Genomic DNA, 17,420 nt, shown 5'->3' with positions numbered 1-17,420 from the left:
GTCAGGAGGCCTTCGGCATCCCAAGGTCCGCGCCGAACATGGTGCGCAGGAGTGCTGGATAGGCGTCTGGATGCACCGAGGGGTTCGAGTTCATTTCCAGGAACCAGGCCTGGCCTTCGGTATCGACCACGGCATCCATCGTGATCAGCGTCGTGTGCCGAAGGTCGGCCGGAATGATCGGTAGAGCAAGTGCGCCGGCCTTCCTGAACTGCGCCACGAGTTCCGTATTCTGCAGCTTCGGGAGAACATTGAGGTTCTCGAAGGCTGGCGGATCGTAAGGCGATGCGTACCTGAAATCCACGACCACCCGCCGTCCGTCCGCCGGAACGTCGTTCAGACGATACCCCTGGGACGCCACGATCCAGGTGAGAGCCTGTTGGTCGAGCTTCTGCGCAGAGCGGCGCGAGGCAAGATCGGACAGGCTGGTCCGGCCATCGCCGACGACAAATGCCGGCGGCAGAAGCTCGAGCACGAGCAACTCGCCATCGAGGTACCAGGCCTTTGCAATTCGACCCGGAATAAAGGCCTCGTAGAACTCCGTCTCGCCAAGCTGGTGAGACGGCTGATTCTCGTCGATCGTCTCGAAGGGGCCTCGAATGCCCTGGGCGAAAGACGAGTCGCGCGGCTTGATGATGAACCGGGTAACGGCCGCATCCGGCGCATGCCATGCGGGCGGCGTGCGCAGGCCGACGGATTCGGCCCGCCGCTTGAAGACCGTCTTGTCAGCGGTGGCTTCCCAGAAGCGCGGCTCATAGGGTCGCCAGCCAATGAAACCACGGGCCTCCCTGCCGAGAGTCGGCTTGTAGATCCGCTTGCCATTCAGCGCGTAGATGAATTGCGGCCTGAGACGGCGGCTCTCGCCTGCCAGCCTCACCTGGAGCGACAGGTCACGAACGTCGATCACCGCCTCGCCATGGACCTCCGCAATACAAGACTGAATTGCCTTCACATGATTGAGGAGCCCGACGGCGAAAAGCATGGACCGGCGTCGCGTCCGCTATCGCGCGGTTGAGGGCTTCTTCTCCATCTTGCAACAGCCCAGCGCCTCCGGGCGAGCCGCCGTCGGCCGGCTGCGCGACACGACCGACCAGGAAAACGAACGGACCTTGGCGCGCGGGGTGCGAACCGTCGATGCTGCCTTCTTCATCGTGATCTCCTAACCAAAGGGATGCGGAAACAAAACGGATGCCGGTTTCGATAGCGCAGACCGCCGCCGGCCACTGCCGACGATCTGTCGAGCCGAGAATGTGGCCAGAGGTTCCTGACCATATCCAAAGCTGATTGGAATGAGGCCGGGCACGATGGCACGGCCGATATGCAGAGGCGTCCGACCGCGATGCAACGCCGCGCCGGCCGGCGTCAGATCGAACCACAGAATGCGATGACCGCGTGCCCCCAGTCGCTGCGACAGAGCTTCCCAGTCCCGGGCCCCTTCTCGGCCGACGTCGGTCAGCGCTCGCCTTTCCGTACCGCGCGCCAGGAAATCGGCGCGGCGGAAATAACGGCGCTGCGCATAGAGCTCCATGTGGTCCATCGGGCCTTCGACGTCGTGAGGGTCGATCCTGCGGCCCGGCGCAGCCGCGAGGCGCGCTGCAACCCCGAACTCCATCTCCATCAGCGCGTTGTCCAGGGCTTCCTCCGGCCGATAGGCGGCCGCCGAACTGGTCAAGGTGAAGCCAGACGTGGCGGATTGCGCGAACACCAGGATCACGGGAACGAGCCCCTGCGTCTGATCCTTCACGGTCACCTCGACGCCGCACTGCCGCAATCGTCGCAGGCGGGCGCCGACGTCGACGGGCAGGCTGCCAGGGTCGATGGTCGGGCCGGGTTCGCCTCCCAGCCACGCCGTCATGAAGGCATCGCGTTCGATCAACTCGAGGACGGCACGTTCCAGGGCTCCCTGTGCGGTAGGATAGGCCGCCATGCCTGAGCTGCTGACCGACGTGTAGCGGTGGTCTCGGTCGAGGTAATCGCTGGCATAGACCAGTTCTGCAAGAACGGCGCAGGGCCCGCCCGCCCCAGCGTCCACCCCTTCCTTCCAGGCGTAGGAGGCCTTTTCCTCGAAAGGCCGGTAGGCAAACCCCGCCCGCGCGTACTGCTCGGGCAGATAGGCGACGATCGACCGGGGGTCGACGGCGCCCGCAATCTCGCTCAGACGCCCCTGGATCAGCGCGCCGGGACGCGTGGCGCTCCAGCGTTCCTGGGCCTCGGCCATTGCCTTGGTCTGTGCCACGACCGGATCGGGAGAACGGCCCCACGACCAATCCGTCTGTTCGTCGGCGATGCGGGCGCCGCACACGGCAAAGGGCAGCTCGAGCTCGCTCCACTGGAAGTCGAAATCGGGCGCTTCGACGGCCGCCGCCCGCGCCTGAGGCGTGGGCGGCGCCCCCACGACCAGGCTGGTCAATGGGATCGCCCCCTGCACCAGGTGCAGCAACACCGCGAGCCTGTCGTCGAAGAAGCCGCCCACTTCCACGGCTGCCACACCGGCCTCGATGCTGGCCAGCAGCACGTTCTGCGCCGCATGGCCCGCTTCCAGGGGCACGTACAGGGCCGCGCGCGGCCCGTACTTCCGCGCCGTGCGGCCCGGGTCGGCCGAAAGAACGACAACGCCCTGGGCGTCACCCAGCATGTCGGGCTCGAAGAAGGCCGCGGTGACGCCGGACCGATCCTGGGCAACGAGCTCGAAACCAACACGACCATCGCGCTCGAAGACGACGCGGTAGATGCCCGCGGGCAGCTCGGCCGTCGCGCGGAGATTCACAAAATGGACAGCCAGCGGATAGAGCCCGCCGGCGGAGGGTACGGTGCGCCTGCCCGGCTCGCCATAGGCAGACCACAGGATCGCGGTGATCTTGTCGAGCGACACCGCCTCGGAGGAGAAGACCCTGGTGCTGGCTCGCCGGTTCAGAAGCGCATGCAGGCCACTCGGCCCGACTTTCTTCCAGACCGTGGTGCCCGATGACCGAAGTGGAGCAACAGGCGGGCTGGGTGAGGCGGGGTTCTTCACGGCCAGCCACGACGACGCGGTAAGGTCGCGCGCATCATGCAGTACGCCTTGTTCGGCCAGGCCATCGATCAGGCGCCCAAGATCGCCGATGTCCCAGCGGCGGCCCAGTCTCGCGAGCACCTCCGACATCGCCGTCTCTCCATCGCAGAGGCGGGCGAGGCTGGCGAGCAATGCTGCCGGCGCCTCGAACTCGACGTCACGCCGGACGAGATGACACACCGCCCGGCGGCCGCGCACGACCAGACGCCCGGCGAAGACGGGGCGCTCGATCGCCGCTTTCGGCAGCCGGTCGGCCGCATGCCGCTCGTCGTGACGGCGGCTCATGTCGGATGCCAATTGGCGGCGAGCGTCGTGGCCAGGGCACTCGCCGTGGCCGGCGGCAGACTTGTGGTCCCCGCGGAGGGCGGCGTGAGCGACACCATGGCCGCCACCAACTGCTGGATGCCGGTGTCGGTGATGCTGTAGCCGTCACCGGACACGATCGCGCCGAGATGGCTGTCCGGCGCCGCATACCAGCCGTTCACCGTGATCGCCTGCGCCTCCCCGATGACGGAGATGACAAGGTCGTTGCCCGACTGCTGGAACCAGAGCTGGTCGTAGTGAACGGTCGAGTCGAACTTGACTGTATCCGCACCGTCGCCGACCGACGCATAGACACGATCATTGCCGTCGCCCCGGCCAAAGCCGAAGGTGTCGATGCCTCCCTCGCCGCGCAACGTGTCGTTGCCCTTGCCGCCGACGAGGAAGTTGTCTCCGGAGTTTCCGGTGATGGTATCGTTGCCCGCACCGCCGATCGCGGATTCGATATTGAGCAGCGTATCGCTTCCATCGCCGGTCGCTACGCCCGTCGTCAGGTTGATCGACAGAGTCGCGCTCGCCCCGCTGAAGTCGACGGTATCAACCCCATTTCCGCCATCCAGTGTGTCGTTGCCGGCTCCGCCCTTCAGAACATCGTCTCCGGCCCCGCCGACCAGTTTGTTGACACCCGAGTTACCGACGAGAAGGTCATTCCCCGACCCACCGTAGACCCACTCGATTCCCACGAGCGTGTCGCTGCCGTCACCCGACGCCGTGCCAGCCACCAAGTCGACGGTCAGGGCCGCCGTCACGGCGCTGTAGTCGGCCGTGTCGACTCCAGCACCACCATCGAGGACATCGTCACCGCGACCGCCGATCAGGAAGTCGTTGCCGTCGGCTCCCTGAAGCGTATCGTTGCCGTCGCCACCGAAGAGCGTGTTCACAGCGGTGTTGCCGATGATCGTATCGTTCCCGCTACCACCGATCACATTCTCGACACGGATGGTCGTGTCGTTGCCGTCGCCGACGGCCGTTCCCGCCGTGAGGTTGACGGCAAGTGCCGCCGTCACACCGCTATAGTCCACCGTGTCGTATCCAGCGCCGCCGTCGAAGGCATCGTCTCCGCCTCCACCGACGAGGACGTCATCGCCGGCGTTTCCGTACAGCCCGTCGTTACCGCCGCCGCCATAGAGTTTGTCGGCCTGGCCGCTGCCTTGGATCGTGTCGACCCCATCGCCGCCGTAGATCGTGGATGCCTGCTCGACCAAAGCGGTGATCGTGCTGCCGGTGTTGTTTCCGAAGAACAGCGAGGCGCCGAGCTTCAGCCGGACCACCTCAACGTTCGCTGACATCGTGTAACCGTTGACGAAGACATTGGCGTAGTCAGTCCCTTGGCTGGCGAGCTCCACAATGACGGTTCCCGAACCATTAACATTGTACGTGTCGTTCCCGGTACCGCCGACCAGCGTATCTATTCCCGAGTCACCGGTCAGCGTGTCGTCATCGGTCCCGCCGTAGAGCGTGTCGTTGCCGCCCCCGCCGACAAGATTATCCTTGTCGCCATCGCCGTAGATCGTGTCGTCGCCGTCTCCGCCCGTCAGGATGTCGTTTCCGGCGTTGCCACGCAGCGTGCCACCGACGGCCGACAGAGTGAGGGTATCGGCTCCCGACCCGCCCGTTACGTTCTCGATGCCACTCAGGGTATCGGTGCCCTGGCCTCCCGTCACCGTACCGGTCATCAAGCTGACAGTCACGGACGTCGTAGCGGCGGAGTAGTCGGCCGTATCGTTGCCGAAGCCTCCGTCGATCGTATCGTTGCCCAGTCCGCCAATCAGCGTGTCGTCGCCGGCACGGCCGTCGAGGACATCGTCGCCGGCTCCGCCATTGAGCGTCTCATCCGCCACAGAGCCCGCAATCTGGTCGTTGCCCGCCCCGCCGATGACCTTCTCGATGCTGATCAGCGTATCGGTGCCGTGCCCGGTGGCCGTCCCGGCCTGCAGGTCGATCACCAGGGGCTGGGCCGCGGTCGCGGTACTGAAGCTGGCCGTATCGATGCCCGGACCGCCGTCCAGGATATTGTTAGCGGTCGTGCTGTTCAGCGTTTCGTTGCCGTCGTTGTTCTTGTTCACCACCGTGATGGTGAACGTCTTCTGGAACGACAAGCCGCCCCGATCGGTCGCGGTCACCACTACCGGAACCGATGCCGCCGCCTCGAAGTCGAGCGCCTGCCCGGCCTTGAGCTTGAGCTGGCCGTTCACGACCTCGAAACGGTCGTCCGACACCGAGAAGACATGGCTGTCGCCGGCATCGGGATCCGTGACGGTGAGCGTGCCGATCGCGGCGCCCGGCGCATTCTCCGAGACGGTCGCCGCCGACAGGGCGAGATTGGTCGGCGCGTCGTTGACGTCGACCGTAATCGTGAAGGTCTTGGTGAAAACAAGACCCTTGTCGTCGGTGGCCGTCACGGCCACGTTCACCGTCGGCGTCGCTGCATAGTCCAGATACTCCAACGCCCGCAGCTTGAGCTGGCCGTTGACGATCTCGAAGCGGCTGTCGGTGACCGAGAACTTCAGATGGTCGCCGGCATCCTGATCGACGCCGCTCAAGGTGCCGATGACAGCGCCAGTCCTCTTCTCGGCAACGATGGCAGACGACAGCGATATGTCCGTCGGCGCCTCGTTCAGGTCCTTGACCGCAATCGCAACGGTCAGCGTGTTCACCACCCCGTTGGAATCGGTGGCCGTCACGATGACGGACGTCGAGACGGAGGTCTCGAAGTCGAACGACTGGTCCGACTTGAGCTTGAGCTTGCCGCTCGCGATTTCGAAGCGGGGATCGTTGACGCTCAAGGTCCTGGTGACACCCGAGGCCGCCGCCACGAAGGGAAGCGTCGCGATCGTCACGCCCGCTTGCGCCTCGTTGATCGTAACCGCGAGCGGATCGTAGACATACTCGGTGAGCACCAGCGTGCCGTTGTCGACCGTGGTGATCTTCTTCCACCACGGCTGATCGCCCCCGGCGACCGGCTGGCCGTCCGCCGTCGAATCGGTCGGCCCGGCGACGACGGAGTTGTCGTCATTGAGCGTATGGCCGTTCAGCTGCCTCGCATCGTACGTGGTCGTCTTCAGTACGGTATGGTGGACGATGGTCGGAACCTGGACCTGATATTCTTCGGTGACCGTCGTCCAGTAGCCCCCGCCACCACCTTCGCCGCTGCCATCTGGGACCCACACTTCCACGTCGCGATAGCGGGTCTCGGTCACCATGACGGTCTGGTCATAGCTGCTTGTGGCGGCCGGGTCGGAGTAGCCTTTCTTCCAGAGCTGGCTCTGCAGCGACCAGACTTGGCTGTCGTCGGCGTCGAACGTCAGGCGCTGCTCCGTCCCGTTGCCGAGATCGATGGTCTGCTTGAGCAACCGGTTGCTCGAGTCCTTGACATCGATGCTGGGCGCCGAGGTGCCGGAATCGGTCACCAGCAGGGCGAAAGCCTGCGTGCGCTTCAAACCTGTCTGATCGGTCGCCGTGACGTTGAGCTCGACCCAACCCGAATCGGCCGCGGTGACCGGCATGTTGGCGTTCAGCCGCAGCTTGCCTCCTGAGACCACGAAGCGCGAGTCGGAAACCGTGTAGGTGAATGTGCCTCCCGCATCCTGGTCGGCGACCGCGATGTTTCCGATAACGGTCGCAGCCGTGACGTTCCGGGCCACCTTGTTCGCCGACAGGGTCAGCGCGGTGGGCCGTTCGGCGACGTCGGTGGTGCTCACGCGGATGTACTGATTGTGCGTGACCTGATTGCTGTCGACCGCGGTCACGAGCACCGTGAGCGTGGCGTCTGCGGGGGTCTCGAAGTCGAGGCTCTTGCCCGCCTTCAGCCTGAGGTCAGTTCCCACCACCTCGAAGCGCGAGTCCGAAACCGTGTAGGTGCGGGTGATGCCCGCGGCCACGGCCGGGATGCGCAGCGTGCCGACGGCGGCCGCGACGCTGTTCTCGGCGATCGTGCTCAGCACCGGATCGTAATCGATGAGGGTGCTGACCAGGGCGCCGTCCTCGCGGGTCTCGACCCGGCGCGACCAGGGCTGGTCGCCGCCCAGTACCGCGTTGCCGATGGTGACCGGCGTTTCAGTGGTCGTGTTGGCGGTTCCGGTGTCTGGGACAAGGACGGTCGACAGCTTCAGCGCATCGGTCGTCGTCTTGATCTCACGGGTGTGGCCGACCGTATGGGTCACCCAATCCTGGTAGGATTCCGTTCGCTGCTCCCAGTGCCCCACGGACGAACCTTCGATCACGCCATCGTCGACCCAAACGTCGATGATCCGGGTGAGCCAGTCGAGCGACTGATAGGTCGTGTTGAAGGTACTGTTGGCAGTGGTCGTCGCCTGCTTCTGCCAGCGCTCGTCGCGATAGGCCCAACTCTCGCTGTCCTGGACGTCGATCCAGAGGCGATCCTCCTGACCGTTGCCACGGTCGATGATGTCGCCGAGGCGGCCGCCGTTGCCGTCCTGGATCGTCTGCCGTGTCGTCGCCGCCGCGGACAGGAAGAACGTCTCGTGACGGACGAGGCCGCCGGCATCGGTCGCGGTGACATCGACGGCCAGCCACGGGGAAGACGCCGCCGCCAGCAGCGCGGCGAGATTCTGGTTGGCCTTCAGCTTGAGCTGGCCGCTCACCACCTCGAAGCGGTTGTCGGAGACCGTGAAGGTGCGCGTATCGCCGGCATCGGGATCGACGGCCGACAGGGTGCCCACCACCGCGCCGTTCTGGCTGAGCGGCGTCGCCGCCAGGGTCGAGGAGCTGAGGCCGATATTGAGCGGCTTCTCGTTGACGTTGGTCACGTTGACGGTGAAGGCCGTCGTCCTGGTCAAACCGCCGCCATCGGTCGCCGTGATCGTGATCGGCACGGTCGTCGCGGCCTCGAAATCGAGGCTGGCATCCGCCTTCAGGCGCAACTTGCCATCCACGATCTCGAAACGGCTGTCCGAGACGGTGTAGGTGACGGTGTCGCCTGCATCGACGTCGACTCTCGTAACCGTGCCGATCTCGGCCCCCTTGGCGTTCTCTGCCACGGAAAGGGCGGACACGGCGATGCTGGTCGGCGCCTCGTTGACGTTCGAGGCGTTGATCTGGAATTGCTGGGTGCGAACGAGGGGGGCACCCGAGCCGGTGTCGGTCACCGTGATGGTGACCAGCAGGGTCGGCTCGGTCTCGAAGTTGAGCTTCTGCCCGGCCTTCAGCTTGAGAATACCATCCACCACCTCGAAGCGGCTGTTCGACACCGTGATCGTGCGGGTGACGCCGCTGGCGACGGGATCGAGCGTGAGCTGGCCGATCTCGGCCGCCACGGCATTCTCGGCCACGGTCGACCAGGTCAGCCAGAAGGGATCCGACGGCGCGGCCGTCTCGATCGCGCTGCTCCAGGTCGGGGCGGTGGGCGCCGTCGAGGTATTGACCCTTACCGTCGTTGGCTGGAGGGCACGGATGCGCGACAACAACTCCGTGTCCGTGACCCCATCCACGAATACTGAGTCCGATCCGATCTTGAGTCGGGCGCCGCCCGCCTCGTTCGTGACATTGGCCGCCGTGGCGGTCAGGCCGACGAGGTCGATATAGTCCTCGGTCTTCGAGAAATCGGTGATGCGATCCTGGCCGAAGCCCGAAGCGAAGATGAAGACGTCGGAACCCGCGCCGCCGGCGAGGTTATCGGAGCCCGCGCCGCCTTCGAGGTAATCGTTCCCGGCTTCGCCGCGCAACGCGTCGTCGCCATCGCCGCCATTGACGGCATCGTTGCCGATCCCGCCGAACAGCTGGTCGTTACCCAACCCGCCCGCCAGCGCATCATTGCCCGCGCCGCCGGCCAGGATGTCCTTGCCGGTGCCACCGACCAGCAGGTCGGCCCCGTCGCCACCGTCGAGGATGTCGTCGTCGGCGCCGCCGTCGAGATAGTCGTCGCCGGCACCACCCAGCAGGCCGTCATTGCCGGCGCCGCCCCAGATCTCGTCGTTGCCGGCCGTGCCCTCGGGAGGCACGCCGTTTTCGACCGGCCAGTCGCCGACCAGCGTATCGTCGCCGTCGCCGCCCAGCAGCTTGTCGGCCCCGGCATTGCCCACCAGGCTGTCGTTGCCGGCCTCGCCGACCAGCGTGTCGTCACCCAGCCCGCCGGAGACTTGGTCGTTGCCATCGCCACCGGCGACTTTGTCGTCCCCGGCGTCGCCGGCCATGCGATCGTCGCCCGCGCCGCCCAGCAGCGTGTCGTTGTCCGCGCCGCCGGCCATGTTGTCGACGCCGTCGCCGCCATACAGGCGGTCGGCCCCGGCATCGCCCGAGAGCTGATCGTCGCCGGCACCGCCCACCAGCGTGTCGTCGCCGTCGTCGCCCGACAGCATGTCCTGATCGGCGCCGCCCCACATCCGGTCGTTGCCCGCGCCGCCGGTCATCAGGTCGACACCCGCACCGCCCGACAGATCGTCGTTGCCGTTGCCGCCCAGCAGCACGTCGCTGCCCTCGCCGCCGAACAGCTTGTCGTTGTCGTCGCCGCCCGCCAGCGCGTCGTCGCCCGCCTGGCCCCACAGCACATCGTCGCCCGTCCAGCCGGACAGCGCGTCGTTGCCCTCGCCGCCCAGCAGCGAGTCGTTCTCGGTGCCGCCATAGAGCTTGTCGTCGCCGGCCTCGCCGTAGAGCCGGTCCTTGTCCTCGTCGCCGACGATCGTGTCGACGCCGTCGCCGCCGAACAGCTGGTCGTCGCCCGCCTCGCCCGAGAGCTGGTCGTCGCCCGTGCCGCCCAGCAGCCTGTCGCGACCCGCGCCGCCCCACAGATCGTCGTTGCCGATACCGCCGTCGAGCTGGTCGTCGTCGTTGCCGCCGGACAGGTGATCGTTGCCCGCGCCGCCGGTCAGCGTGTCGATGCCGTCGTTGCCGGACAGCGAATCGTCGCCGTTGCCGCCATCGAGGATGTCGTTGCCGCTGTTGCCGTAGAGACTGTCGCGGCCCTCGCCGCCCAGCAGCGTGTCGTTGCCGTCGCCGCCCGAGAGCTGGTCGTCGCCATCCTCGCCTTCCAGCCGGTCGTTGCCGCTGTAGCCGATCAGCACGTCCTCGCCGAAACCGCCATAGAGCTTGTCGTCGCCCTCGTCGCCGTACAGCTTGTCGTCGCCGGCGTCGCCGTAGAGATTGTCGTTGCCGGTACCGCCGGCGACCTGGTCGTTGCCGTTGCCGCCGCGCAGCGTGTCGACGCCGTCGCCGCCATCGATGAAGTCGATGCCGTCGCCGCCCTCGATCGTGTCGGTGCCGGCGCCGCCGGCCAGCGTGTCGCTGCCCGCCTCGCCCTTGATGATGTCGTTGCCGTTGCCGCCGTCGATCGAATCGTTGCCGTTGCCGCCCAGCAGCGTGTCGACCCCGTCGCCGCCGGACAGCGCGTCGTCGCCGTTGCCGCCGTTGATCGTGTCGTTGCCGCCGTAGCCGTAGACCTGGTCGTCACCATCCAGGGTCGACAGCGTGTCGTTCCCCTCCGTGCCGGTGATGAAGTCGCCGCCACCGAACGGCCGGACATAGATCAGGCTGGAAAGATTGAACCGCGTGAACAGGTTGTTGACGTTGTTCCAGCCATATTGCGGGTGCCAGGACGGCCAGACGCCGTAGGGCTGGGACGGGTTATTGCGGTTGGGCATCCAGTCGGTCTGGAAGTTGGTCGACAGGGTGGCCTGGTACTGCTCCTGCGGCAGGAAGCTCAGCCAGTAACCCGGCGTGTAGAGCGACCGCGGAACCTGCGTGCTGCTCCAGATGTAGGCGGTCGGCGGCGCCGCCGTGCTGTGGTTCTGCAGCTCCGTCGGCAGGATTCCGAACGTGTAGGTCGGACCGGCGAAATTGGCCGTGACGTCGATCCACCAGGACACACTGCTGCCCCAGGGATCTTGCGACGGCGTGATGCCGATGAAGTTCGTCCAGTTGCCGAACACCGCGTTGAGCGAATTGGTGTTGCTGACGCCGTAGAAGGTCGTGTCGACGATGAACTCGAAGCGGCCGAGACCGTCCGCATCGTAGACCCGGTCATAGCCGCCGCCGGCGCGCTGGACGTAGACGTCGAAGCCGGTGCCGCCCTTCAGGATGTCGTTGCCCGCGCCGCCGTCCAGCACGTCGTCGCCGGGACCGCCATCGAGCACGTCGTCGCCGGGGCCGCCCAGCAGCACGTCGTCGCCCTCGCCGCCGATCAGCGTGTCGTCGCCGTCGCCGCCGAACAGGATGTCGTTGCCGTCGCCGCCGAACAGCCAGTCCTTGCCCGCGCCGCCCTCCAGCGTGTCGTCGTCCGCGCCGCCGTAGAGCCAGTCGTTGCCGTTGCCGCCGAACAGCCAGTCCTTGCCGGCCCCGCCCTCCAGCGTGTTGTCGCCCTGGTCGCCGATCAGCAGGTTGTTGCCGTCGCTGCCCACCAGGCGCTTCTCTCCCGCGCCGACGGTCTGCAGGAACATCTCGCTGCCGTCGGCGAACACCAGCCGCTCGACGGCCTTCGCGGCCGCCTGCGCGCCACGGATTTCCAGCCGGTCGGTGAGGACCGAAACGTCGGCGTACGGATTCCGGGAATCGCGCAGGCCGATGAACACGTCGCCCTCACGCGCCTCGATCTGCAGGTCGTCCAGGGTGATGCCCGCGCCGAACTTGATCGAATCGAGGCCGCCGGTGTCGTCGATCACGATGAGGCCGGACCCGGTGCCGAACGTGTAGGTGTCGTTGCCCACGTCACCTTCCAGCCGGTCGCCGTTGCCGCCATTCAGCGTATCGTCGCCCGCGCCGCCGTTGAGGACGTTGGCATTGGCGTCGCCGGTCAGGATGTCGTTGCCCGACCCGCCGGTGGCCTTCTCGATGTTCGCGTAGGTGTCGCCGGCCGCACCGGCAAAGCCACGGCCGAGCGCCAGGTTGATCTCGACGCGCGCCGTCGTGCCGGCATAGGAGACGGTATCCGTCCCGCCGAGCCCGTCGAAGACGTTGGCCACGGTGCTGGCGATCAGCGTGTCGTCAAATTGCGAGCCGGTGACGTTCTCGAAGCCGCTCAGCACGTCGCCCGCGGCGTCGCCGCCAGAGACGGCGTTGGTGAGCAGGTTGACCGTCACGCCCGCCGAGGAGCCGCGATAGGACACGGTGTCGATGCCGAGGCCGCCCGCCAAGGTGTCGGCGCCCGCCCCGCCCTCGATCACGTTGTCGGTGTCGTTGCCGGTCAGCGTGTCATTGTAGGCCGAGCCGATCAGGTTCTCGATGCTGGTGAACGTGTCCCCCGCCGCATGCCCGCCGCTCCGCGCGTTCGTCGCGAGGTTGACGGTGATCGCGGCATTCGACGACCGATAGGACGCGGCATCGCGCCCCGCGCCACCGTCGAGGGCATCGGCCCCCGCGCCGCCTTCTAGGACGTTGTCGCCGTCGTCGCCGGTCAGAGTGTCGGCGTACTGGCTGCCGATGACGCCTTCGATGGAAACAAGTATGTCGCCAGCCGCATGCCCGCCTGACCATACACCGGTCTTGAGATTGACATTAACGGCCCCGTTCGAGTCTTCATAGGATGCTAAGTCAAAGCCAGCACCACCATCCAGCCTGTCTAACCCACTCCCACTAATCAGTAGATCATCGCCTCCCCCACCATAGATGACCTTGTCGCCGGACCCAGAGCCTGCCCGCAAACGGTCATCACCCGAACCACCGACGGCGGCCTCGACGGCCGAAGCACTCAGATCAATACGAACACCTGCCGTATCCACAACAGTCAAGGTGTCGAAACCGGCCCCGCCAGTTACGCGCTGCAGGCCGTCAGCGAAGTCAGCTGCATCGACGAAGATCGTATCGTCGCCGGCACCGCCATCAATGATATCGATGCCAGCGTCGCCTGACAGCCAATCGTTCCCTTCGCCACCCGTGATGGTGTCATCATCATCACCGCCTTCCAATTGATCGTCACCCGCAGTGCCAACGAGGGTGTCATCGCCCGCGCCGCCGGACAGTCCTACCACCGCAACACTTGCGCGCAGATGATCGTCGCCCGCTCCACCGATGGCGACCTCAAATCCCAGTGTGGAAATATCAAGGTCAAGACTAAGATCGCCACTGTAGACTAGGGTATCGCGACCTGCCCCCCCTGTAACATTGGCAAGAACATCGTCCGCGTCGGCCATGACGACATCGTTACCGCTGCCGCCAGTCATGGCGTCGGTGCCTTCACCGCCCGTCAGCACGTCATCGGCATCGCCGCCAATTAGAGTGTCGTCGCCTGTCTTGCCGTCGATAAATATTCCCGGTGAGCCCGCCCCCGCACCTGCCATAATTGGCGCGGCCAGAGTGTCATTTCCTTCGCTGCCGAAAACGGTCCGGGCAAAAGTCGCATTTCCAAGCAAATTTAGAGTGCTTGACCCCAATCCAATTGCCGTGGTCTGGCCGTTCTCATGCTCAAGCAAATACCAGTTATTGCTGGCGTCGAAGCTAGTCTTGACACCCTTTGTATCGTAGGCGAGCGACAGCGTGGTGAAGTAGCCGAAGTTGTTGGTCTCGGCGCCAATGATGCCGTAACCAGCTTCCCAAGCGATCTTGTTCCCGGCCGAGTCGCGATAGGCATTGTCACCGTCGGAGACAGCGACACCCTTTAGCGACATATAGTCAATTCCAAAGCGGGTCAGCGACCACAACTCGCCGAGATCCACTGAACCGTTTACGTTTCTATCGGTCCAGACACGCGCATTGAAGAACGACGCATCACCCGCATCGAAGTAAGCGTTACCATTTCTGTCCAAGCTGGACATGAGGATGCCATGGGCTTGACCTTGTGCGTCAATCATCCGCTGGCTCACAACCATTTCGTCGATGGAGTTGACTTCGCCATCGTCGTTAAGATCGAACACGAGGAATCCATCGAATGGTGTAAGCCATCCGGTTTGCTCCTTGAAGCCGTCGCCATCGATGTCGAACAGAGCACCAGATTGGCCAACCTGCTGCGCCCTGATGCCGTCGCGATTAAGGTCCAATACGATTAGGCTGGCACTGAACGCCATGACAGCGCTACCCAGCGCCGGAGGGGCCGGCGGCAGCTGATTAGGCAGCCCGATCGATGCAACAGACGTCGTGGCACCGATGTTCCACACCGGTACTTGACCATATGCTCGATAGAATGCGGCGGTGAAAGCCCCATCGAGGTCTAGCGCGCCTTCGGCCCGGATCTTCTGATCAGCCCACGCAACCGCGCCCCCGCGATTAGCCATGATCTGATCAATGTTCTTGTTGAACAGGGCTGCGTTGTCGACATAGAGGGCATAAGCAGCAGAGATGCCTAGATCTGACGCAAGTGATTCTCGCGAAGTTGCACTTGTCGTCGCCAGAACCCTCTTAGCTAGCAGGTCTCCGCCCGCGATGTGCGCAGTCTTGAGCTGAGCAATTGCACCCTGCTCGATAACAGAGTCTTCCGTCCCCTGATAGGAAAAGCCGGAGGATGTGCTCGCCGTAATCGTCGACGAGCCATTCTCCATCTTGAACGAGAGTGTCGAAATGCTCTGAAGGCGTCCGCCAATGGTCGACAGCAGGCTCGACTCCAGTCCGATTGCTCCCTGCGCAAGCTTGGATACCGTCTCAAGCCCCTTTCCGGCACCGTCCGAATGGGTGGTCTGTAGGATACGGTCCTGCAAGTTGATGCGGACGTCACCCCACGATGAACTCTGCCCCCCCAGGAGGCTTCCAAGTGCGCCGCCCAGCAGCGCGCCAAGAAATGCGCCAATAAAGACGCCGATGGGTCCGGCAACAGCTGCACCAATGCCTAGCGCTGCACCGATCGCATTCGTAACTACCGTGAGTCCTCCAATGATGGTTCCAATAGTTCCTCCAATCGAGGAGCCAAGTGAAATCGCCTGCTGGTCGCCTTGAAAGAGAGCTGCCGCCAGTTTGCCGCCAGCAAAACTGCCGATAAAGCCGGCCGCCGAGCTGGCGATGGACCCCGCCAGGCTTCCCGGGTCGATGACCATGACTTCGTACAGCTCACCGCCCGGTCCCATAATCGTACCGGGCACTTCCTTGACGCCGAAGAGCCCCCAGTCTGCCAGCGTTTGGAGTCCGACCTCAGGGCTTACGGAGATAGCCTTAACAATTTCGATAGCGCCGCGCTGAGCGAGTGCACCCCCGAAGATACTCGCAAGACCGTTGGCCAGCGGATCGTTCTGAAGCCCTATCGCACCCAGTAAAGCGCGTCCGAGCGCGGCTCCTCCAAGGTTTACGGCAGATGTAATCAGCGAGCCGCCAATATTGTTGAAGAGGGTAAGAGGATTCGTAATCTCTTCGCTATTCAGCACATGGTAGAGGGACTCACCAATCCAGCCACCGGCTCTAGACGTTACGGCGCCCACCGCGAGGCGAACGGCAATATTGTCGACGCCCCACATGTCGAGAAGCGTATTGCCGATATATGATCCGAGCGCCGAACCAAGTTGACTTGCATCGCGGGAATCGTTGTGAACTCGCCAGCCACCTGCAACGTATGTATGCAACTCCTCTACTTCGAAGTTGTAGACAGTCTCGATTTCACCAAGATCTTCGATCCAGATGGTAGGCAGATCATCTTCAAACGTTTGTGGAGCGAGGGCCAGAGAGCCGTTCCGCCATGTCGACGCTGCGGGCGGTGCATCTGCCAGATGACTTAAAGAAACTATATTGAGAGACGACTCTTCGAACGATCGCGCCATAATAACTGCTTCGGACTTGCGCATGCGAATGCGATGACGTACGCCTTCTGCATCCACAATAGATCCTCGGCGCGCTACAATCTGCGAAAGTGGCCGCTCTTGTCCGTCGTCTCCGTCGAAGAAGGCATGTCCTGGCGTCACACCAACTCTGTCGGGACCAAGTCTCCAGACCTTCTGGCTCGGCGTTTTAAAGGTCCTGACAACTCGGGCCGAGGTGAGTGGCGCCGAAGACAGTACTGCCGCCGCTTGGAATGCGAGGACTCTATCATCAACGTCGACGTCCTCGATTCGGCGAACGCTCCCATCCGCCATGAGAATTTCGGTTTCAGCGGAGAAGCAATAGGGCCGGGCATGAGCGGGTGCCCAAGTCGATTTGGCTCCCTGCGTCATGCCCTCGACGTATTCGCTACGATGAATTAAGCCGGTAAGGGAAGTCTCATCATAGGTGTCCTCCGTCACCCGATAGGGCATCAACTCATTGGCTTCATTTCTGCGATACTGAATGGTTCGCTCAACCAAGACGCCATTCTCGTAAACTCTCTCGACTGTAAGCTGAACAGTGCGCCTATCGAATCCGATGCCGTTCGGATCGACCTTCTCGAACTTCAAAAGCTGCCCACTGGCACTCAAGTCCAGTTTCACTTCAGACGAGTAGGAACCAGGTATGACAATGCTCACACCATTGTCGGCCCGAGACGATATGTAGACAGATCTGCTCTGGTCGAGCGCCCAACCTGCAAACGTCTGGGCTATTTCTGAGCCTAAGACCGATCCGGCAATACTGCCTGCCGCGCCGACACCAATCGCACCGGGCACTCCGCCGGCCACCCCGCCGATCGCAGCTCCATACAAACCTAGAACTCCTGACCCAGCGGTGCCCCCCAATACGCTGATGGTAGTTATCGCGAAGGCCTCCCAAGGGGTGCGACCGGCCGCAATTTGCTGCACGTATGTGGGGGCCGCCAACATCCATGCGCCGGGGCCGATTGACATGAACTTGCTTAGCGCTGAAGCCGCCGCGCTTGTTGGTATGCTATCCAGAATAGCTCCGATCGCTGCTCCGCCCCCGCTCGAGACCAGCGTCGACTGCCAAAGCGCGCGCTCCCAATCATCAGCGGGACGCGCGAACAGTTCGAAAGATTGGGGCGCACGCCCCTTAATCGGCACCGAGCTTTGCTGACGGGCAATGATGTCGGCGAGCAGCCCCTGGGGAAGTACGACTTGAGTGTATCCAGTTCTATCGAACATCACGTTCTTCCCTTCTTCAAGGCAACCAGACAGTCATGGAGTTCAATAGACTTCGCTAAACCAAGTCACGCTTAACGCAATGAACACGCAGTCAAGGATCCGGAGATCCACGACCGAATCTGAGGTACACGAGAGACGACCTATAGAAGATCAGCGTTGTCCCGATGAAGATGCACGAA

The 17,420-nt window shown here is 64.0% G+C and carries 4 protein-coding genes; 1 reads left to right on the top strand and 3 read right to left on the bottom strand.

What is annotated here, in order from left to right; translation table 11 throughout:
* Nucleotide 1 precedes the first annotated feature (1 nt).
* Nucleotides 2-979 carry a hypothetical protein gene (locus ACO07I_RS21710; protein ID WP_422011018.1) on the bottom strand — a complete coding sequence of 326 codons (978 nt, stop codon included), beginning with the start codon at nucleotides 977-979 and terminating at the stop codon, nucleotides 2-4.
* Here ACO07I_RS21710 and ACO07I_RS21705 point away from each other — a divergent pair.
* Entirely contained in the window at nucleotides 978-1,160 is a 183-nt protein-coding gene (locus tag ACO07I_RS21705) for a hypothetical protein (RefSeq protein WP_422011016.1), read from the top strand. The genes ACO07I_RS21710 and ACO07I_RS21705 overlap by 2 nt on opposite strands.
* Here ACO07I_RS21705 and ACO07I_RS21700 read toward each other — a convergent pair.
* On the bottom strand, nucleotides 1,157-3,334 hold the full coding sequence (locus ACO07I_RS21700; RefSeq protein WP_422011014.1) for a YcaO-like family protein: 2,178 nt from the start codon (nucleotides 3,332-3,334) through the stop codon (nucleotides 1,157-1,159). The two genes, ACO07I_RS21705 and ACO07I_RS21700, sit on opposite strands and share 4 nt — an antisense overlap.
* Nucleotides 3,331-17,241: a hypothetical protein gene (locus ACO07I_RS21695; protein ID WP_422011012.1), complete on the bottom strand. Its 13,911-nt coding sequence runs from the start codon at nucleotides 17,239-17,241 to the stop codon at nucleotides 3,331-3,333. Before ACO07I_RS21695 ends, ACO07I_RS21700 begins: the two co-directional genes overlap by 4 nt.
* Nucleotides 17,242-17,420: the final 179 nt, after the last annotated feature.

The organism is Reyranella sp. (genome assembly GCF_965227665.1).
In the GTDB taxonomy this organism is placed as follows: domain Bacteria; phylum Pseudomonadota; class Alphaproteobacteria; order Reyranellales; family Reyranellaceae; genus Reyranella.
This window is presented reverse-complemented; position numbering and strand designations above follow the sequence as displayed.